General features: G+C 74.0%; 22 protein-coding genes. 12 read left to right on the forward strand and 10 right to left on the reverse strand.

All coding sequences use genetic code 11. From position 1 onward, the window contains the following. Positions 1 to 38 precede the first annotated feature (38 nt). Positions 39 to 881 (forward strand): 3-keto-5-aminohexanoate cleavage protein, encoded by an 843-nt coding sequence (locus F6X68_RS04010; RefSeq protein WP_151452975.1) that lies wholly within the window; start codon positions 39 to 41, stop codon positions 879 to 881. 96 nt (positions 882 to 977) lie between these two features. After that, the gene (locus F6X68_RS04015; RefSeq protein ID WP_151452976.1) at positions 978 to 1,937 is read left to right on the forward strand and encodes an asparaginase; all 960 of its coding nucleotides are present in this window, start codon (positions 978 to 980) and stop codon (positions 1,935 to 1,937) included. 80 nt (positions 1,938 to 2,017) lie between these two features. On the opposite strand, the gene F6X68_RS04020 is transcribed toward F6X68_RS04015, so the two are convergent. The 3 genes from F6X68_RS04020 to F6X68_RS04035 all read right to left on the reverse strand — a co-directional run bounded on the left by F6X68_RS04020 (position 2,018) and on the right by F6X68_RS04035 (position 4,702). Next, positions 2,018 to 2,872, reverse strand: a complete 855-nt coding sequence (locus F6X68_RS04020) for a sulfotransferase (protein ID WP_151452977.1) — start codon at positions 2,870 to 2,872, stop codon at positions 2,018 to 2,020. 284 nt (positions 2,873 to 3,156) lie between these two features. Continuing rightward, positions 3,157 to 3,954 (reverse strand): alpha/beta fold hydrolase, encoded by a 798-nt coding sequence (locus tag F6X68_RS04030; RefSeq protein WP_132230759.1) that lies wholly within the window; start codon positions 3,952 to 3,954, stop codon positions 3,157 to 3,159. 106 nt (positions 3,955 to 4,060) lie between these two features. Beyond that, positions 4,061 to 4,702, reverse strand: a complete 642-nt coding sequence (locus F6X68_RS04035) for a GNAT family N-acetyltransferase (RefSeq protein WP_151452979.1) — start codon at positions 4,700 to 4,702, stop codon at positions 4,061 to 4,063. A gap of 164 nt (positions 4,703 to 4,866) precedes the next feature. Here F6X68_RS04035 and F6X68_RS04040 point away from each other — a divergent pair, with 164 nt between their 5' ends. The 5 genes from F6X68_RS04040 to F6X68_RS04060 all read left to right on the forward strand — a co-directional run bounded on the left by F6X68_RS04040 (position 4,867) and on the right by F6X68_RS04060 (position 8,301). After that, positions 4,867 to 5,487 carry a helix-turn-helix domain-containing protein gene (locus F6X68_RS04040; RefSeq protein WP_151452980.1) on the forward strand — a complete coding sequence of 207 codons (621 nt, stop codon included), beginning with the start codon at positions 4,867 to 4,869 and terminating at the stop codon, positions 5,485 to 5,487. Next, a complete protein-coding gene (locus tag F6X68_RS04045) occupies positions 5,487 to 6,284 on the forward strand; it encodes a hypothetical protein (protein WP_370518901.1) in 798 nt (265 codons plus the stop codon). Before F6X68_RS04040 ends, F6X68_RS04045 begins: the two co-directional genes overlap by 1 nt. A 69-nt stretch (positions 6,285 to 6,353) precedes the next feature. Then, the gene (locus F6X68_RS04050; protein WP_151452982.1) at positions 6,354 to 6,668 is read left to right on the forward strand and encodes a DUF2516 family protein; all 315 of its coding nucleotides are present in this window, start codon (positions 6,354 to 6,356) and stop codon (positions 6,666 to 6,668) included. After that, positions 6,665 to 7,552, forward strand: a complete 888-nt coding sequence (locus F6X68_RS04055; RefSeq protein WP_151452983.1) for an alpha/beta fold hydrolase — start codon at positions 6,665 to 6,667, stop codon at positions 7,550 to 7,552. The genes F6X68_RS04050 and F6X68_RS04055 overlap by 4 nt, the downstream gene beginning before the upstream one ends. An 11-nt stretch (positions 7,553 to 7,563) precedes the next feature. Then, positions 7,564 to 8,301 (forward strand): alanyl-tRNA editing protein, encoded by a 738-nt coding sequence (locus F6X68_RS04060; protein WP_132230765.1) that lies wholly within the window; start codon positions 7,564 to 7,566, stop codon positions 8,299 to 8,301. Between the two features lie 46 nt (positions 8,302 to 8,347). Here F6X68_RS04060 and F6X68_RS04065 read toward each other — a convergent pair whose 3' ends face one another. The 3 genes from F6X68_RS04065 to F6X68_RS04075 all read right to left on the reverse strand — a co-directional run bounded on the left by F6X68_RS04065 (position 8,348) and on the right by F6X68_RS04075 (position 10,340). Then, positions 8,348 to 9,250 carry a GNAT family N-acetyltransferase gene (locus F6X68_RS04065; RefSeq protein WP_151452984.1) on the reverse strand — a complete coding sequence of 301 codons (903 nt, stop codon included), beginning with the start codon at positions 9,248 to 9,250 and terminating at the stop codon, positions 8,348 to 8,350. Positions 9,251 to 9,407: 157 nt separating this feature from the next. Then, a complete protein-coding gene (locus F6X68_RS33955) occupies positions 9,408 to 9,578 on the reverse strand; it encodes a CGNR zinc finger domain-containing protein (protein WP_370518902.1) in 171 nt (56 codons plus the stop codon). Between the two features lie 66 nt (positions 9,579 to 9,644). Beyond that, complete coding sequence (locus tag F6X68_RS04075; protein ID WP_151453005.1) at positions 9,645 to 10,340, reverse strand: DNA polymerase beta superfamily protein; 696 nt, start codon at positions 10,338 to 10,340, stop codon at positions 9,645 to 9,647. A gap of 76 nt (positions 10,341 to 10,416) precedes the next feature. Between F6X68_RS04075 and F6X68_RS04080 the strand changes: the two genes are divergently transcribed. Further along, positions 10,417 to 11,331 carry an SDR family oxidoreductase gene (locus F6X68_RS04080; protein WP_151452986.1) on the forward strand — a complete coding sequence of 305 codons (915 nt, stop codon included), beginning with the start codon at positions 10,417 to 10,419 and terminating at the stop codon, positions 11,329 to 11,331. Here the strand turns inward: F6X68_RS04080 and F6X68_RS04085 are convergent. Further along, a complete protein-coding gene (locus F6X68_RS04085) occupies positions 11,322 to 12,308 on the reverse strand; it encodes a YafY family protein (RefSeq protein WP_151452987.1) in 987 nt (328 codons plus the stop codon). The genes F6X68_RS04080 and F6X68_RS04085 overlap by 10 nt on opposite strands. 149 nt (positions 12,309 to 12,457) lie before the next feature. On the opposite strand from F6X68_RS04085, the gene F6X68_RS04090 reads away from it, so the two are divergent. The 4 genes from F6X68_RS04090 (at position 12,458) to F6X68_RS04105 (ending at position 15,177) form a co-directional block, all read left to right on the forward strand. Next, positions 12,458 to 12,994 carry a VOC family protein gene (locus F6X68_RS04090; RefSeq protein ID WP_151452988.1) on the forward strand — a complete coding sequence of 179 codons (537 nt, stop codon included), beginning with the start codon at positions 12,458 to 12,460 and terminating at the stop codon, positions 12,992 to 12,994. Next, on the forward strand, positions 12,987 to 13,790 hold the full coding sequence (locus F6X68_RS04095) for a MerR family transcriptional regulator (protein ID WP_151452989.1): 804 nt from the start codon (positions 12,987 to 12,989) through the stop codon (positions 13,788 to 13,790). The genes F6X68_RS04090 and F6X68_RS04095 overlap by 8 nt, the downstream gene beginning before the upstream one ends. 78 nt (positions 13,791 to 13,868) lie before the next feature. Further along, positions 13,869 to 14,660 carry an EI24 domain-containing protein gene (locus F6X68_RS04100; protein WP_151452990.1) on the forward strand — a complete coding sequence of 264 codons (792 nt, stop codon included), beginning with the start codon at positions 13,869 to 13,871 and terminating at the stop codon, positions 14,658 to 14,660. Between the two features lies 1 nt (position 14,661). After that, on the forward strand, positions 14,662 to 15,177 hold the full coding sequence (locus tag F6X68_RS04105; RefSeq protein WP_151452991.1) for an O-acetyl-ADP-ribose deacetylase: 516 nt from the start codon (positions 14,662 to 14,664) through the stop codon (positions 15,175 to 15,177). Between the two features lie 69 nt (positions 15,178 to 15,246). Here F6X68_RS04105 and F6X68_RS04110 read toward each other — a convergent pair whose 3' ends face one another. From F6X68_RS04110 to F6X68_RS04120, 3 genes are read right to left on the reverse strand one after another with little or no spacing between them, the layout of a single operon-like run. After that, positions 15,247 to 16,143 (reverse strand): GNAT family N-acetyltransferase, encoded by an 897-nt coding sequence (locus F6X68_RS04110; protein ID WP_151452992.1) that lies wholly within the window; start codon positions 16,141 to 16,143, stop codon positions 15,247 to 15,249. Between the two features lies 1 nt (position 16,144). Beyond that, positions 16,145 to 16,558, reverse strand: a complete 414-nt coding sequence (locus F6X68_RS04115) for a RidA family protein (RefSeq protein WP_151452993.1) — start codon at positions 16,556 to 16,558, stop codon at positions 16,145 to 16,147. 56 nt (positions 16,559 to 16,614) lie between these two features. Then, positions 16,615 to 17,619: a LacI family DNA-binding transcriptional regulator gene (locus F6X68_RS04120; RefSeq protein WP_132230773.1), complete on the reverse strand. Its 1,005-nt coding sequence runs from the start codon at positions 17,617 to 17,619 to the stop codon at positions 16,615 to 16,617. Position 17,620: the final 1 nt, after the last annotated feature.

Here is a 17,620-nt window from a genome sequence, read left to right on the forward strand (position 1 = left end):
GGTCGACTGGCTCGCTGACCTCGGTCTAGGATCCGGGCATGACGACAGGGACGTTGATCACGGTTGCCCCCACCGGCGCGGAGTCGGCCAAGGCCGAGGTGCCGGCGCTGCCGGTGACGCTCGACGAGCTGCTGCTGACCGCCAAGGAGTGCGAGGCGCTCGGCGCCGCCGTGATCCACGTCCACATCCGCGACGACGAGGCCAGGCCCACCCTGGACCAGGGGCGGCTGCGGGAGACCGTGACGGCGCTGCGGGAGAGCACCGACCTCGTCGTGCAGCTCTCCTCGGGCGGCGCGGTGACCGACCCGGAGGCCGACCGGCTCGCCGTGCTCGACGCCGGGCCGGACATGGCCTCCTGCACCATGGGCACGCTCAACTTCGGTGACGACGTCTTCCTCAACCGGTGGGAGTTCATCGTCGACCTGCACACCCGCATGCAGGAGCGCGGCATCGTGCCCGAGTACGAGATCTTCGACCTCGGCCACCTGACGGCCCTGCAACGGCTGCTCGGCAAGTACGGCCTGCCGGCCGGTGGGCACGTGCACGTCGACTTCGTGATGGGCGTGCCGGGCGGCATGCCGGGCACCACCCCGGCCCTGGTCGCCGCCCACCAGGCACTGCGCGACCTGCCCGAGGGCACCACCTTCTCCGCCACCGGCATCGGCCGCAGCACCATCCCGGTCATGCTGGCCTCGCTCTCGGCCGGCGGGCACCTGCGGGTCGGCATGGAGGACACGGTGAACTACGCCAAGGGCCGCCCGGTCGAGTCCAACATGCAGCTCGTCGCCCGGGCGGTCGGCTTCGCCCAGCTCGCCCAGCGGCCGCCGCTGACCACCGCCGAGGCGCGCGGGCTGCTCGGCGTGCCGGCCACCGGGCGGTAAGCGGCGACCCGGGCCGGCACTGCTGTACACCGGGTCGCCGACGACCTGCTCACCCGCCCGCCGACCGCTGCCGGAGCTGCCGGTACCGTCCACCCTGTGGGAAAGACGTACGAGGGCGGCGCGCCGCTCGCCGAGGTGGTCCGGTCGGGGTTCGTCGAGGGCGTGCACCGGGGCTCGGTGGTGGTGCTCGACGCCTCGGGTCAGACGGTGGCCGGCGCCGGGGACGTGACCTCCCCGGTCTTCCCGCGCTCGTCCAACAAGCCGATGCAGACGGTCGGGATGCTCCGCGCCGGGCTGACGCTGGCCGACCCCGCCGACGTGGCGCTGGTCTCGGCCAGCCACGCCGGCGAGGAGTTCCACCTGGCCCGGGTGGGCGCGTTGCTCGCCCGCGCCGGGCTGGACGAGTCGGCCCTGCACTGCCCGCCGGACCTGCCCGTGGGCGACGAGGCGCGGACGGCCGTGCTGCGGGCCGGCGGCGGCCCCACCCGTACGCAGATGAACTGCTCCGGCAAGCACAGCGGGATGCTGCTGACCTGCCTGGCCGCCGGCTGGCCGCTCGACGGGTACTGGCGTCCGGAGCACCCGTTGCAGCAGCGGCTCCGGGACGCGGTGGAGGAGTTCACGGGCGAGCCGGCTGCGGCGGTCGGGGTGGACGGCTGCGGCGCCCCGGTGCTCGCCGTCTCGCTGACCGGCCTGGCCGGGGCGTACCTCCGGCTCGTCTCGGCGGAGCCCGGCTCCGTGCCACGGACGGTGGCCGACGCGATGCGCGCCCACCCGGATCTGGTCGGCGGCACCCGGGCCGAGGACAGCCGGCTGATGCGGGGCGTGCCCGGGCTGCTCGCCAAGATCGGCGCCGAGGGGGTCGTCGCGGCGGCGGTGCCCGGGGTCGGCGCGGTCGCCCTCAAGATCGACGACGGCGCGGGCCGCGCCCGGATGCCGGTGCTGGTCTCCGCCCTGCGCCGCCTCGGGCTGGACGCGCCGGTGCTGACCGAGTACGCCGAACTGCCGCTCTTCGGCGGCGGCCTGCCGGTCGGCGCCGTCCGGCCGCTCTGGTAGCCGTTTCCCGCCTCGTCGCGACGTTCACCGGGCGTTCGAGGGGCGCGACGCGGCGTCGTCAGGGTGGAGGGTCATGGTCGTCACTCGTATCCCATGGCCGGGATGACCTTGCCGAGTGCTTCCTCGATGAACTCGCGGGTTTCGTCGTCGAACTGGTTGTTGCGCTGCGCCAGCTTGTGCGACTGGAACGCCGAACGGGTTTCGAAGTCGTCGACGTCGAGCCGTTCGAACAGGGCGCGGCGCTGCCCGGGCCAGTCGGCTGCGAGATCTTCCGCCTTCACCTCGACGTATCGCCTGCCCGTCAGGCCGGCCGTGTCCTTCCAGGTGAGCCACCGATCGTAGATCGGCTTGAGGTAGGCGAGCGCGCCGTCGACCGTGGCCGGCGCCCATGGCTGGGCCAGGTGGGATGCGAGCACTGAGACCGGGTGACGCTTGATGTGCACGATGGTCGCCTCGGGGACCAGTTCCCAGAGGAACTCCATGCACAGCAGGTTGAACGGCGTCTTCTCGCACCAGGTCGGCTTGCCCGCGTCGGCGGCTGCTCCGCCGAAGATGGTGTCGACCAGGCCCCGCAGGATTCCGAGTAGTTCGCTCCGGTCGCTGAAGTACCGGGAAACCACCCGCCGGCGGCTCAGCGGCTCGAACGGTCCGGCAGGACGGTCGGCGTTGCCGAAGCCTTCGGCGGGCGCGGGTTCGTCGAAGGTGTACGCGATCAACTGAGGCCAGAGCTGTTCCACCGCGTCCCGGTAGCGCCGCTCGCCGACCAGTTCGGGAACGGTCTTGCCGCGATCGTCGCGCCGGCCGGGCACTCGTACGGTGAGGAAGTCGCTCAGCCGGTGCAGAGCGTCCTCACCGACGGTGGGGTCGTATCGACCGGTGAGCGCGTCGGCCAGGTCCCGCAGGCCGCCCGGGTCGACGAGGAACCTGGTCTCCATGGGAATCCGGTGGATCAGCGGATGTTCGCCGATGATGTCGGCGAGCCGTGACGTTCCCGAACGACCCGTACCCGCAACGAAGACGGGTGAGGGGGAAGGAGACATGGCGAGCAGTCAAACTCCCAGCCCGGCGCCCGTGCAATCCATTTATCCCCTTCAACCGTTGAGTGCGGGCCGAGAGGCTGGCGGGCTGATCGGCAAGGACCGCCACGACCGCCCACCTCCGCACCCCGCGGAGGCGGACGACGGGCCGTACCGCACCGTCGTCGACGACGGTGCGGGTGTCAGGGCAGGAAGTCGAGCAGGGCGGCGTTGACCGGGGCGGGTCGCTCCAGCGGCAGCAGGTGTCCGGCGTCGGGCACGTCGGGCAGGCGGACAGCGTCGGGCGCCTCGGCGGCGATCCGGTCGGCGAGCCGGCTGATGTCGGGCACGTCGGCCGCGCCGGCGCCGACCAGGACGGGCATCCGCAGCTCGTGGAGGCGGCCGATCGCGGGCGGGTCGAGTTCGGCGACGTCGACCGCGCTGAGCGCCAACTCGGCGGCGAGCGCCCGCTGGTCCATCTCGCGGGCGAAGGCGAGCAGTTCCGGGTCGACGTCGGCGGGCTCGCGGCCCGGGCCGACCACCCAGAAGCGCACCTCGCCGGCGGCGCTGGCGGCGAAGTCCTCCGGGTCGACCTCGCCCACCAGGCTCTCCCAGAGGTCGTTCGCCTCGTCCGACCATTCGTGGCCCGAGGCGGCGGTGCCGAGGAGGGCGAGCGCGCTCACCCGCTCCGGGTGGGCCAGCGCGGTGTCGATGGCGACGGCGCCGCCGAACGAGCAGCCGACCAGGGCGGCCCGGGGGAGGTCGAGCGCGTCGAGCAGTCCGGCCACGTCGTCGTGGTGGGCGAACGGGGTCGGCGGCAGCTCGGAGTCCCCGTACCCGCGCAGGTCGAGGGCGATCACCCGGTGCCGCGCGGCCAGCGGGCCGACCTGCTCCCGCCACATCCGCCGGTCCGCGATGCCGGCGTGCAGCAGGACGACGGGCGTGCCGCTGCCGGTGTCGTCGTACGCGAGCAGGGCGCCGTTCACCTCGATCTTGGTCACTGCGGCAAGGTACGCACCGGGAGACCGGGGCGCAACCGCCTTGTGCCGGCGCGGGCGTCGGGCGAGCGGCCCCAGGCGCGACTGCCGGGTGGTGCGGGGATCCCCGTCAGAGGCCGAACATCGGCAGGCAGGCCGCCACGGCGTGGACCGTCGCCGCCGGCCGCTCCTGTCGGCGCCACTTCGCGCGGGTGAGCCGTAGGCGATCGGACACCAGGGCCTCGTCACCGCGGGCGTCGACGGAGATGCCGTCGTGCTCGTAGCCGAGCTTGCGGGACACCCCCTGGGACGAGTGGTTGTCCTGGAAGACCTCGGTGAGCGCGGCATCGGCGCCGAGGTGGTCGAAGGCCAGCGTGAGCAGGCCGGCGCGGGCCTCGGTTCCGTAGCCCCTGCCCTGGTGTTCGATCCCGAGCCACGCCGACGTCGTGACCTGCCGGACGACCCGGAAGTCGCGCGCGCCGAGCGTGACCACGCCGAGCGGATTCCCGAGCCGGAAGACGCCGAGCCCGAGCCGCCACGCCGAGTCGCTCCACTCGGCGAGCCGGCCCCAGTGCCCCTGCAACACGGCGCGCGCCCGCTCCTCCGGGCCGCCGTCGGTCCACGGCGTCAGGAACGGGCGCTCGTCCGGACGGTGCACGCCCCGGCCCGCGAGATTCGCGAGTGCCGCCAGCTCCTCCTCGCGGGGCAGGCGAAGCTCAAGTCGTGGCGTGGAGATGGTGAGGCCGTAGAGGGGCCACAGGTCGGCGAGCACGGCTTGATCGTGACGATCGGGACCGCCGTGACGCCACCGGTTTACCGACGGCGACCGACCCGCCGCACCCAGCGCGGGCGTGGCCGGGGCGGCGGGATGAGACGTCGCTAACTCTGGTTAGCATTCTGCTTGCAGGAGCTAGCAGGGCGCGTTAGCGTCGGGCCATGGCCACTGGTAAGGACCTTCCCGACGTCGGCGGGTTCATTCGCGACCTGCGCCGCAACGCGAAGATCTCGCTGCGGCAGCTCGCCGAGCAGGCGGGGGTCAGCAACCCGTACCTCAGTCAGATCGAGCGCGGTCTGCGCAAGCCGAGCGCGGAGGTGCTCCAGCAGCTCGCCAGCGCGCTGCGCGTCTCCACCCCCGCGATGTACCTGCGGGCGGGGCTGCTCGACGACAAGGAGGGCCAGGGCGTGCTCGCGGCCATCTCCGTCGACCCCGACCTGACCATGGCGCAGAAGCAGTCGCTCACCCAGATCTACGAGACGTTCCGCCGGGAGAACGCGCGGCTTGCCGAGGCGACCGCGGCGGCCACCGGCGCGACGCCCACCGCCGGGGCCGAGGCCGCCGGCACGGGCACGCCGGATCCCGTCGGGGCCGCGCCCGACCTGGCCAACCTCGCCGCCACGGGCCCCACCACACCGGAGGGCACCCCGACCGAGGCCGTGCTGGAGTCGGTCGCCGTCACCGAGGCCGGCCCCGCCCCCGCACCGATCGACACCCCCGAGAAGAAGGCCGCCCGCGACGCGGCCCGGAAGGCCGCCGACGCGGCCGAAGAGGAGAAGTGATGACCCAGCCGAAGACCAGCCGCATCCCGGCCCCGATCTACGCCGCCGCGGGCGCGGGCGAGCTCGCCCTCCAGCAGCTGCGCAAGCTCCCCGCCGTGGTGACCGACCTCGGCACCAAGGTCGTCGCCGACCTGGGTGGCAAGGCCGTCGTCACCGGCGTCGAGCTGCGCCAGAAGGCCAACGACACGCTGCGTACGGCGAACCTGACCGCCGAGGGACTGCGCGAGAAGGCCGTCCCGGCCGAGCTGGACCTGAAGCGCCTGCGTGAGGCCGCCGACCTGAACAAGCTGCGTGAGGTCGCCGACCTGGAGCGGCTGCGCGAGGTCGCCGACCTCGACCGGCTCCGTGCGCTGGCCACCCGCAACGCCGCCGTGGTGGTCGCCGGCGCCCAGGCCGCGCAGGAGCGGGCGCAGGCCGCGTACGTCGCGCTGGTCGCCCGGGGTGAGCGGGTCGTCGGGGCCGGCGTGCTGGAGGCCGCCGAGACCGTGAACGCCGACATCGAGGCGACCGGGGCCGAGACCGAGCGGGCCGAGGCCGTCGCGAAGCCGGCCACCGTGCGGTCCGTCACCGCCGACGTGCCGACCCAGGCCGTGACCACCGACGTGCCGACCCCGGCCGCGACCGACGAGGTGCCGACCCCGGCCGACGTGGCCGAGGTGCTGGAGGCCAAGCCGGCCGCCGCGAAGAAGGCGACGACCCGGGCCACCAAGGCCGCCAAGGCCGCCGCCGAGCCGGCCGCCACCCCGTCGGCGAAGCTGCCCCGGGCCACCAAGCGGACCCGCCCGGCCGCCGAGTAGATCGTTCCGCCGGTGACCCCGGATGCGTCCTGTCGGACGATCCGGGGTCACCGGCATAAGCTTGCCGACATGGCCTACGCCGCGCCGCTCTTCGCCTTCGATGTTCGCTACGTGATCGAGCTGATCCTGCTCGTCTTCGCGTTGGTCGTGCAGGGCATCGCCCTGGTGCACGCCATCACCCAGCGTTCCGACGCCTTCTCCGCCATCGGCACCCTGCCCAAGGGCGGCTGGATCGCCATCCTCGCCGTCTGCCTGGTGCTGACCCTGCTCGGCTTCGGCCCGATCAGCCTCTTCGGGCTCGTCGGCATCGCCGCCGGCCTGATCTACCTGCTCGACGTCCGGGTGGGGCTGCGCGACCTGAGCGACGGCAAAGGCTTCTGGTGAGGGGTTTCCGCTGGCCGCCCCCGCCGGACGGCGGGCCCCGCACCTGGGGGCCGGGCCCGGGTGGCCCGCGTACCGGCCGACCGGCCCTGCCGGAGCCGGACACCGAGCTGGTCGCCACGCCGCACGGCGTACACCTGGAGCAGCTCGTCACCGGCGCGGGTGACCCGGTCACGGTGTTCGCCCACGGGTTGGGCAACGGCATCGCCACCACCCGGCCCTTCGGCAGCGGGGTGACGGGCCGCAAGCTGTTCTTCCAGTTCCGCGGGCACGGCCGCTCCGACGCGCCGCCCGGCCCGTGGAGCTACCTGGACCTCGCCCGCGACCTGCGCGCGGTCGCCGACCTCGGCGGCGCCACCCGGGCCTTCGGCGCCAGCCTCGGCGCGGGCGCGCTCTGCCGGCTGCTCGCCGAGAGCCCCGAACGCTTCGAGCGACTCGTCGTCTTCCTGCCCGCGGCGCTCGACCGGCCGCGCGGCGAGGTCGCCCGGGCCCGGCTGACCGCGCTGTTCGAGGCCGTGGAGAGCGGCGACGCCGCCGCCGTGGCCGACGTGGTCCAGGCCGAGCTGCCGCCCGCCGTACGCAACACCCCGGCCGGCTGGGCCTACCTGCGCCAACGCCTCGACCAGCTCCTGCGCGACGGGCTCGCCCCGGGGCTGGCGAGCCTGCCCGAGCAGGCACCCCTGCGCGACGCCGGTTCGCTGGCCGCCGTCACCGCGCCGGCCCTGGTGATCGGCTGTGCCGGTGACGACCTGCACCCGGTCGAGGTCGCCGAGCAGCTCGCCGCCGCGCTGCCCCGGGCCACCCTGCACGTGTACGACCGGCCCGGCGTCCTCTGGACGGAACGCGCCGACCTGCGAAGCCGGATATCCGCCTTCCTCAACGAGTAACGTGCCCTGACATGGGCGTCACACACCACGGCCGTACGCACCGGCTGGACCTCGCCGATCCGACACTGCGGGAGTGGGAGTGCACGGTGCTGCACGCCGATCCCGAGCAGGGCATCGTGCTGGACCGGTCGGCGTTCTATCCGGGCGGCGGCGGGCAGCCGCCGGACCACGGCGTACTGCTCTGGCAGGGGGTGCAGACCCGCATCGCCGGCACCCGCAAGGGCGACGACCTCTGGCTGATCCCGGTCGAGGGCGACCCGTTGCCGCCGGCCGGCACGGCGGTCACCGGCGCGGTCGAGGACGACCGGCGCACCCGGCTGATGCGGACCCACTCCGGGCTGCACGTGCTCTGCGGGGTGGTGTTCCGCGACTTCGGCGCGCTCGTCACGGGCGGCAACATGGAGCCGGGCGAGGCCAGGATGGACTTCAACCTGCCCGAGGTGCCGTCCGACTTCAAGAGCCGCATCGAGGAGCTGGTCAACGCCGAGGTCGCCGCCGACCGGGCGGTGGCCGTGCGGGTGCTGCCCCGCGACGAGGCGCTCGCCCTGCCCGACATCATCCGTACCCAGTCGAACCTGATCCCGCCGGAGGAGCAGGAGGTGCGGATCGTCGACATCGTCGGGCTGGACGTCCAGGCCGACGGCGGCACGCACGTCGCCTCCACCGCGCAGATCGGCAAGGTGCAGGTGGTCAAGGTGGAGAGCAAGGGGCGGGCCAACCGTCGGGTCCGCGTACGCCTGGCCGACTGAACCGGGTGGCTCCCGGCGCCGGTCGTCGGCGCCGGGAGCCGGGCCGTCACACGAGATCGATGCGTTCCCGCTCGATCGGGTAGCCCGCCCGGGCGAAGGCGGCGGCCATCGGGTGGTTCGTCTGGTCGGTGGCCGCCACGATCTCGGTCACTCCCGCCTCGATGAGCAGGTGGGTGGCCTCGACCAGTAGGTCGTACGCGTAGCCGTGCCCGCGCTGCTCGGGCACCACGCCGACGAAGCCGACGACGGGATCGCTGTGGTTGCGGGCCGGCACGGTGACGCCGACCAGTTCACCGGCCGGCGTCCAGGCCAGCCGCCACCAGTCGCGCGGGCTCGGCAGCCAGCGCAACAGGTCGAGCTCCTCCCGCGCCGCCGCCTCCGGCCCGTGCTCGGCGGCGGCGCGGCGGGTGTGGGCGTCGAGACTCCCCTCGCCGATGCGGCGCAGCACGTCGAGGATCACGGCGTCGTCGGGTTCCGGGCGGAACTCCAACCGGCCGGGCCGGGCGGGCAGCCCGTGCTCTCGCGTCCACCGGTACCGGTACCGCGCGACCAGCGGGGACATGCCGGCGGCGGTCGCCGCGTCGATCCGGGCCTGCGCCTCCGCCCGGACGGCCGGGTCGTTCCGCCAGCCGGATGGCAACGAGAGGGAGTACTCGGCCCGCAGCGGCGCGGCGCGCAGTAGCCGGACCGCGGCCTCGTGGTCGGTGAAGTCGAGCCAGTCGAGGGCCAGCGGAGACTCGTCGTCCGGCCCACCCCACCAGGCGGCGCGGGCCACCACGGTGCCGGCGCGCAGGGCGACCCAGCTCCACTCGGGACGGTACTGGCCGTCGGCGGCCATGTCGGAGTAGTTGTCGCCGAAGGCGGCGCGCCCCACCAGCCTGGTGTGGGGCAGGGAGTCGAACAGTGCTTCCTCGCCCGCGGTGAGCGGGCGGATGACCAGGTCGGTCATGAGGTCCTTCCGGGTTTCGTGCCCCCGGCTCAGAACCGTGGTGCCCTCGTGGCCGGGCGGGAGCACAGCGATGTCGTGGACACGGCGCTCACCTCCCTTTCCTCGACGAGGGCGTGCCGGAACCCTAACAGCGGACCGCGGCCGCCGGGCAACGGGTTTACTCGGCGCGGCGGGCGCGCAGCGAGCGGACCTTGTGCCGGTTGCCGCAGCGCTCCATCGCGCACCAGCGTCGCCGGCCGGGGCGCGAGGTGTCCACGAAGACGAGGTAGCAGTCGTGCGTGGCGCACTCGCGGATGCGGTCGCGGTACGGGCCGGTGAACAGGTCCACCGCGTCTCGGGCGATGCTGGCCAGCGGCTGTCCGCCGCGCCGCCCCGCCAGGATCGGCCCGGGGGGTCAGGGCGTGGCGGGACCCGGCGGCAGGTGGGCGGCGCGCACGTCGAGCAGCCAGCGTTCCACGGCCGCCTCGTCCGGGCGGTCCGGCAGCGGGGTGCGGATCCGGTCGAAGTCCCGCTCCGCCTCGGCGATCAGCGTCCGGGCCTCGGCCAACGCGCCGCCGGCCACCCGCTCGCCGAAGCTGCGGAACCACTGCGGGTCGGCGAGCCGGATCTCCAGCACGCCGGTGGCGTAGAGCAGCCGGCCCTGGTGCACCAGCCGGGCCAGGTGCCGGGCGTGCTTGGCGGTGCGCCGCCGGGTGTCGGCGGAGAACGTGCCGTCGCCCCGGGACTCCAGCTTGCGGAACTGCTGGCCGGCGTAGCCCAGGTAGGCGTCGCGGACGCGGGGCGCGCTGAGGAACGCCGAGCGGATGGCGACCAGCCGGTCGCCGAACTCCGTACGGGTCTCGTAGCAGTCCTCCGGCAACCAGGCCAGCTCGGTGGCGGTCGGGTTGCCGCTCAGCGCCAGGCGGCACCACTTCGCCGCCTCGTGCAGGGTGATGTCGGGATCGGTGGTCACCACCGACTCGCGGGGCGGGCGCAGCCCGTGGAAGGCGACGGTGGGCGCGGCGAAGACGCCGATCCGGTCGACGTCGGAGCCCGGCCCGGCCAGCCCGTACGCGACCGAGCCGACGATCCCGGAGAGCAGCAGGTGCATGCCGGCGAGCATGCCGGACGACACGGCTTCGCGAAACCGGACTTCGGCTGTCAGGTATCGCTGACAGGCTCGCCGCATGACGAAACCGCTGACAGGAAAGATCGCGCTCGTCGCCGGGGCGACACGGGGCGCCGGCCGGCAGATCGCGGTGCAGCTCGGCGCCGCCGGTGCCACGGTCTACGCCACCGGCCGCAGTAGCCGGGCCGGCCGCTCCGAGATGGACCGCCCGGAGACCATCGAGGAGACCGCCGAGCTGGTCACCGCCGCCGGCGGCACCGGCATCGCGGTCCGGGTCGACCACCTCGTCCCCGAGCAGGTCCGCGACCTCGTCGCCAGGATCGACGCCGAGCAGGGCCGCCTCGACGTGCTGGTCAACGACATCTGGGGCGGCGATCCCCTGACCACCTGGGAGAAGCCGGTCTGGGAGCAGCCGCTGGAGGCCGGCTTCCGCAGCCTGCGCCTGGCGATCGACACGCACGTCGTGACCGCCCACTTCGCCCTGCCGCTGCTGATCCGCCGCCCCGGCGGCCTGGTGGTGGAGGTCGGCGACGGCACGAAGGCGTACAACGACGACCACTACCGGCTGTCGGTCTTCTACGACCTGGCGAAGACGTCGGTCAACCGGCTCGCGTACGTCTGGGGGCACGAGCTGAAGCCGCACGGCGGCACCGCCGTGGCGCTGACACCGGGCTGGATCCGGTCCGAGGCGATGCTGGAGCACTTCGGGGTCACCGAGGAGAACTGGCGGGACGGCGCCGCCAAGGATCCGCACTTCCTCATCTCGGAGACCCCGGCCTTCGTCGGGCGCGCGGTCGCCGCGCTCGCCGCCGACGAGGACCGGGCCCGCTGGAACCAGGCGTCCGTCTCAGCCGGCGAGCTGTCCCAGGTGTACGGGTTCACCGACGTCGACGGCAGCCGGCCGGACGGGTTCCGCTACATCACAGAGGTGGTGGAGACGGACAGACCGGCCGACGTGACCGGCTACCGCTGACCGGGCGCCACCCGGTAGACCGCGGCGGACCGCCTGGCGGCGTCGACCATCAGCTCCCGCAGGTCCGGCGGGCCGAGCACCTCCACCTCCGGCCCCAGGGACAGCAACTGGGGGTACGCGACGTCGACGGACTCGACGGGCAGGCGGGTCACCACCCACCCCTGCCCGTCGGGCTCGCCGGCCGCGGCGAGCGCCTCGTCGTACGCGAAGGGGGCGTCGGCGACGAAGCGGAGCCGGCGCAGGCCGACGGGGCTCAGCCGCATCGTGACCTCGGCCCGGAGCATGCCGCGCAGGAACTCCTCGGCCTGCTCCCGCCAGTATCCGGCCAGGTCGAAGCCGGCGTCCCGGTCGAAGGTCGCGGTCTGGACCCCGACGTGGGTGACCCGGTCCACCCGGTACGTGCGGTACGCGCCGCCGACCCGGCCGACGAGATACCAGACCCCGCTCTTGAGGACCAGCCCGTACGGGTGCGCCTCGCGTTCGACCTCGCGGTCGCCGCGCCGGTAGCGCAGCTCGACCACCCGGTCCCGCCAGACCGCGCCGGCCAGCTCGGTCAGCCACGGCGGTGGCCCGGCCTCCCGGAACCAGCCCGGCACGTCCAGGTGGAAGCGCTGACCGGTGCGCACCGGTGCGTCGCGCAGGCTCGGTGGAAGCGCGGCGAGCACCTTCAGCTCGGCCGAGGCCACCGCGTCGGCGAGCCCCATGTCGCCCGCCGGTCCGGGCAACCCGGCCAGGAAGAGCGCCTCCGCCTCGTCCCGGGTCAGCCCGGTCAACCGGGTCCGGTAGCCGCCGAGCAGCCGGTAGCCGCCGGCCCGGCCCCGGTCGGCGTAGACCGGCACCCCGGCGGCGGAGAGCGCCAGCACGTCCCGGTAGACGGTCCGCTCGGAGACCTCCAACTCCCGCGCCAGCTCCGCCGCGGTCATCGTCTCCCGCGCCTGGAGCAGCAGGACCAACGAGATCAACCGGGCCGCCCGCACGTATCCATCCTGCCGTGCCCGCTCGACGTCCCCAGCCGGCGGTCCGCCTACCGGGTGTACGGCGGCCACGACGTTGGCCGCGGCCAACGGTAGGACCGGCACCGATGCGGCTTGACCCTCACGCTGCGTAAGGCCCCAGGGTGGGGTACATGAGTGACTACTACGACGCTTTCGAGATGAGTCCCGTGCCCGATCCCGGCCCGGACGCGGTTGCGCCTGAGCCGTTCCGGGGCATCTACGGGATGCCCGCGTTCGTGACGATCCCCACGAGCGACCTGGCGGCGTCGGTGGATTTCTGGACTCGTGGGCTCGGGTTCTTCGAGCTGTTCAGCATCCCCGGCACGCTCGTGCACCTGCGCCGGTGGGCGTTCCAGGACGTGCTCCTCCGCTCGGCGGAGAGCGTCCCGGCGCAGCCACCAGCGATGAGCTTCAGCTTCTCGGGCGTGCTCAGCCAGATCGATCCCCTTGTCGAGGCCTGTCGCGCGTTGAACCCGGACTCGGTCGACGGCCCCCGGGACACCCCCTGGAACACCCGCGACGTGGAGGTGATCACCCCCGAGAACGCACGGATCGTCTTCACGGCGGCGAAGCCCTTCGATCCGGCCAGCCAGGAGGCGCGGAACCTTGAAGCCATCGGGATCACCCCACCGGGCGGCGGTCGCGGCGACAATGAGGAGCATGCCTGATGCCACCGACGCCGATGGCCTGACCGTCGGCCAGGTCTCGACGCGGCTGGGCGTGACGGTCCGCGCGCTGCACCACTGGGATGACATCGGTCTGGCGCGACCGTCGCTGCGCACGACCGCCGGCTACCGGCTCTACACCGCCGGCGACCTGGAACGCCTGCACCGCATCGTCGTCTACCGGGAGATCGGCCTCGGTCTGGACAGCATCCGGGCCATCCTGGACGACTCGACCGCGGACGTGCCCGGCGCACTGCGCGCGCAGCGCATCCAGGTCGCCCAGCGGATCGACCGTCTCCAGCAGCTCAGCGCCGGACTGGATCGCATGATCGACGCCCACGAGCGCGGCCTGCTGCTGACCGTCGAGCAGCAGGCCGCGATCTTCGGCCCCCAGTGGGACCCGGACCGGCACGCCCAGGCCCGTCACCGCTACGGAGACACGACGCAGTGGCAGCAGTACGCCGAACGCGCAGCCTCTCGCAGCCCGGAGGAATGGCAGGCCGTCGCCGACACCGTTGCCGACCTCGACCGTGCCCTCGGCGACGCGATGGACGCCGGGGTCACCCCTGGCAGCCCGGAGGCGAATCGACTCGTCGAGCGGCACCGCGAGGTCTTTTCCTCGTACTTTCCCCTCACCAGGCAGATGCAGGTCTGTCTCGGCCGCAGGTACGAGGCCGATCCGGCATTCGCCGCCCACTACGACGGCATCCGTGCCGGCCTCACCACGTGGTTCCGGCAGAGCATCGACGCCAGCGCACGCGCCCACGACATCGACCCCGACACCGCCACCTGGCAGTAGAGCGCGGGTCCGGAGGCCCGCCGTCAGTCGGCTGGCTGCGATGACCCTCATGACCGGGTACAACTAGGCTCTGCGGTCGTGAACGCACCCCGCATCGCCGCGCCCGTGACCGGCGCCGCCGGCCGGTTCTTCACCGGCGTGGGCCTGCTCCTGCGCGGCCTCGGCCTCTACGTCCGCAGCCCCGGGCTGATGCTGCTCGGCGTCATCCCGGCGTTGATCTCGGGCGCGATCTTCGTGGCCGCGTTCGCCACCCTGGCGTACTTCGTCGAGGACCTGGCCGCGCTGGTCACGCCGTTCGCCGACGACTGGTCGACCACCGGGCGCAGCCTCGTCCGGGTGATCGCCGGGCTGGCCTTCCTCGGCCTCGGCGGCCTGCTCGCGGTGGTCACCTTCACCGCCGTCACCCTGGTCATCGGCGACCCGTTCTACGAGAAGATCTCCGAACGCGTCGAGGAGCGCCTCGGCGGCACGCCCGGCGCGGTCGACGTGCCGTTCTGGCCGTCGCTGCGGCGCAGCATCGCCGACTCGGTGCGGCTGGTGGGCCTGTCGATCCTCTTCGGCATCCCGCTCTTCGCCGCCGGCTTCATCCCGGTGGTCGGCCAGACCGTGGTGCCGGTGATCGGGGCGGCGGTCGGCGGCTGGCTGCTCGCCGTGGAGCTGGTCGGAGCCCCCTTCTACCGGCGCGGGATGCGGCTGCCGGAGCGGCGGGCGCACCTCAAGGCGGACCGGCCGACCACGCTCGGCTTCGGCGTGGCGGTCTTCGTCTGCTTCCTGATCCCGCTCGGCGCGGTGCTCGTCATGCCGGCCGCCGTCGCCGGGGCGACCCTGCTGGCCCGCCGCTCGCTCGGCCAGTCCGTCACGGAGGGCTGACGTGGAGATCACCCTGGTCGGGGGCGACATCACGACGCAGCGGGTGGACGTGATCGTCAACGCCGCCAACTCGTCGCTGCTCGGCGGCGGGGGAGTGGACGGCGCCATCCACCGGCGGGGCGGGCCGGCCATCCTCGACGAGTGCCGGGCGCTGCGCGCCTCCCGGTACGGCCGGGGCCTGCCGACCGGCCGGGCGGTGGCCACCACCGCGGGCGACCTGCCGGCCCGCTGGGTGGTGCACACGGTCGGGCCGGTCTGGTCGGCCGACGAGGACCGCTCGCCGCTGCTGCGCGACTGCTACACGAACAGCCTGCAGGTCGCCGACGAGATGGGCGCGGGCACCGTGGCGTTCCCGCTGATCTCGGCCGGCGTCTACGGCTGGCCGGTCGAGGACGCCGTCCGGCAGGCCCTGTCCGTGCTCAACTCGGCCACCCCGGCGCACGTCACCGAGGCCCGGCTGGTGCTCTTCGGCGCCGAGACCCTGGCGGTCGCCCAGCGGGTGCGGGCCGCCGGCTGACCCCAGCCCTCGGGGCGGGCCGCCGGCTGACCCTGGACCTTGGTGCGGGCCGTCGGCTGAATCGGACCGTCAGGAAAGCTCGCGCAGGCAGGACCAACTCGACCCGACCGGGCGGTAGCCGAGCCCGACGTTGACCGCCAGCATCGGCGCGTTCGCCTCGTCGTTCGAGGTGTAGGCGGTGCGTACGCCGCCGGCGGCGGCGCGGTGCAGCGCCGCCGTCTTGACCAGGCGGGCCAGCCCGCGCCCCCGGTGCGCCGGCAGCGTGCCGGTGTAGTCCGACCACATCCGGTCGCCGTCGCGCTGGACGAGGCTGAAGGACGCCACCTCGCCGCCGATTTCCGCCACCGTGCTGGCCGCGCGGTCCAGGCCCGGGCTGTCCCAGATCTCGGAGCGCCAGCTCTCGTAGCTGATCGCGTCGGCGGGCACGTCCTCCGGCTCGTCGGCCGCCGCGGCCACCTCGGCCAGGTAGACCCGACGCGGCTCGACGTCGGTCAGCGCAAGCAGCCGTACGCCCGGCGGCGACTCCGGCATCGGCGGGGCCGGCCGCAGGTCGAGGGCCGAGTAGCGCATCTCCCGGCTCGGCGTGAAGCCGTGCCGGCGGGCGAACGGCAGCGACTCCGGCAGCGCCCAGGTGCGGATCCGGCGCGCCCCGATGTCCCGCAGGTGCCCGAGCGCGGCGGTCAGCAACGCGGTGCCGGCGCCCCGGCCCCGGTGCTCCGGGTGGACGTGCAGGGTGGAGATCTCGCCGACGTCCGGCTCCGAGGTCCGGTCGTTGCGGTACGCCGACACCCAGCCGACCACGGTGTCGTCCACCTCGACGACGTACGCGGTCCACTGCTCGCCGGGCGGGGGCTGGGCGATCATCTTCCGGGTCGACTCGACGCCGCGCACCAGGTAGGGGTACACGAGCGTGCGCAGCGCCACCACGGCGGGCGCGTCGTCGGGGCGGGCGGTCCGGATCCGCATGTCAGCCCTCCCCGCGTACGGCGGCGACGGCCTCGACCTCGACGAGCTGGTCGGAGTAGCCGAGCACGGCCACCCCGAGCAGGGTGCTGGGCGGCTCGTGGTCGCCGAACGCGTCCCGGACCACCTCCCACACGGCCACCAGGTCCTCCTGGCGGGACGACGCCACGTACACGGTGGTCTTGACGACGTCGGTGAGTCGGGCCCCGGCCGCCGCGAGGGCGGTCTCCAGGTTGGCCATCACCTGCCGGGCCTGGCCGACGGGGTCGCCGGGCGCGACGGTCCGGCCCTCGGCGTCGAGCGGGCAGGCGCCGGCGGTGAACACCAGCCGGGCCGGTGGCTCGACCGTGGCCGCGTACGCGTACTCGGCGACGTCGGAGAGGGCGGGTACGCGGATCAGCCGGGTCGGTGGGGTCACGGCGGTGACGCTACCGCCGGACCCCCGCGCGGCTCGACCGGTTATCCGCCGGCCCCTCAGGCCGACTCGCGGAGGATCAGCTCGGTGGGGAGCACCACGGATTCGATGGCCTCGCCGGCGGCCAGCCGCAGCAGCAGCCGGGTCATCTGCCGGCCCAGCTGCACGATGGGCTGCCGGACGGTGGTCAGCGGCGGCTCGGTGTACGCCGCCGTCTCGATGTCGTCGAAGCCGATCACCGCCACGTCGTCCGGCACCCGCCGCCCCGCCTCGCGCAGCGCCCGCAGGGCGGCGTGCGCCATCAGGTCGGAGGCGGCGAAGACGGCGTCCAGGTCGGGGTGCTCGGCGAGGAGCTGCCGCATGGCCGTCGCCCCGGACTCGCGGGTGAAGTCGCCGGTCGCCACCAGTTCCGGCAGGCCGGCCTCGGCGACCGTGTTCCGGTAGCCGGCGAGGCGCTCGATGCCGGCCACCATGTCCTGCGGGCCGGCGATGGTGGCGATGCGGCGGCGTCCGCTGTCGAGCAGGTGCCGCACCGCCGTGGCCACCCCGCCGACGTGGTCGACGTCGACGTAGGGCACGTCGGCGCCGTCGAGCGGCCGGCCGCTGCACACGACCGGGATGCCCAGCCGGGCGAGCCGGCCGGGCAGCGGGTCCTCGCCGTGCAGCGAGGCGAAGAGCACCCCGTCGACGTGTCGCCCGGTCGTGTAGCGCTCGACCCGGTCGTGGCCGGCGGGCGAGCCGGCCAGCATCAGCACGAGCTGCTTGTCGGCCGCCTCCAGCTCCTGCGCCGCGCCCCGGATGATCCCGGGGAAGACCTGGTCGTCGGAGAAGACCCGGGTGGCGGCCTCCGGCAGCACCAGGGCGATCGAGTCGGTCCGCTGGGTGACCAGGCTGCGGGCGGCCAGGTTCGGCACGTACCCCAGCTCGGCCACCGCCCGGCGGACCGCGTCCCGGATGGGCTCGGCGACCGTCGTGGAGCCGTTCACCACCCGGGACACGGTTGCCCGCGAGACGCCCGCCCGCCGGGCCACCGCCTCCAGTGTCGGCCGCTGCGCCGTCGTCATC

Source organism: Micromonospora sp. AMSO12t (assembly GCF_008806585.1).
Classification (GTDB): Bacteria; Actinomycetota; Actinomycetes; order Mycobacteriales; family Micromonosporaceae; genus Micromonospora; species Micromonospora reichwaldensis.

What these genes read in the sequence shown, in the direction of transcription:
- F6X68_RS04010 (WP_151452975.1), top strand. Translation starts at nt 39, where the DNA reads ATGACGACAGGGACGTTGATCACGGTTGCCCCCACCGGCGCGGAGTCG.
- F6X68_RS04020 (WP_151452977.1), bottom strand. Translation starts at nt 2,872, where the DNA reads ATGGAGACCAGGTTCCTCGTCGACCCGGGCGGCCTGCGGGACCTGGCC.
- F6X68_RS04040 (WP_151452980.1), top strand. Translation starts at nt 4,867, where the DNA reads ATGGCCACTGGTAAGGACCTTCCCGACGTCGGCGGGTTCATTCGCGAC.
- F6X68_RS04045 (WP_370518901.1), top strand. Translation starts at nt 5,487, where the DNA reads ATGACCCAGCCGAAGACCAGCCGCATCCCGGCCCCGATCTACGCCGCC.
- F6X68_RS04050 (WP_151452982.1), top strand. Translation starts at nt 6,354, where the DNA reads ATGGCCTACGCCGCGCCGCTCTTCGCCTTCGATGTTCGCTACGTGATC.
- F6X68_RS04060 (WP_132230765.1), top strand. Translation starts at nt 7,564, where the DNA reads ATGGGCGTCACACACCACGGCCGTACGCACCGGCTGGACCTCGCCGAT.
- F6X68_RS04065 (WP_151452984.1), bottom strand. Translation starts at nt 9,250, where the DNA reads ATGACCGACCTGGTCATCCGCCCGCTCACCGCGGGCGAGGAAGCACTG.
- F6X68_RS04075 (WP_151453005.1), bottom strand. Translation starts at nt 10,340, where the DNA reads ATGCACCTGCTGCTCTCCGGGATCGTCGGCTCGGTCGCGTACGGGCTG.
- F6X68_RS04080 (WP_151452986.1), top strand. Translation starts at nt 10,417, where the DNA reads ATGACGAAACCGCTGACAGGAAAGATCGCGCTCGTCGCCGGGGCGACA.
- F6X68_RS04090 (WP_151452988.1), top strand. Translation starts at nt 12,458, where the DNA reads ATGAGTGACTACTACGACGCTTTCGAGATGAGTCCCGTGCCCGATCCC.
- F6X68_RS04095 (WP_151452989.1), top strand. Translation starts at nt 12,987, where the DNA reads ATGCCTGATGCCACCGACGCCGATGGCCTGACCGTCGGCCAGGTCTCG.
- F6X68_RS04110 (WP_151452992.1), bottom strand. Translation starts at nt 16,143, where the DNA reads ATGCGGATCCGGACCGCCCGCCCCGACGACGCGCCCGCCGTGGTGGCG.
- F6X68_RS04120 (WP_132230773.1), bottom strand. Translation starts at nt 17,619, where the DNA reads ATGACGACGGCGCAGCGGCCGACACTGGAGGCGGTGGCCCGGCGGGCG.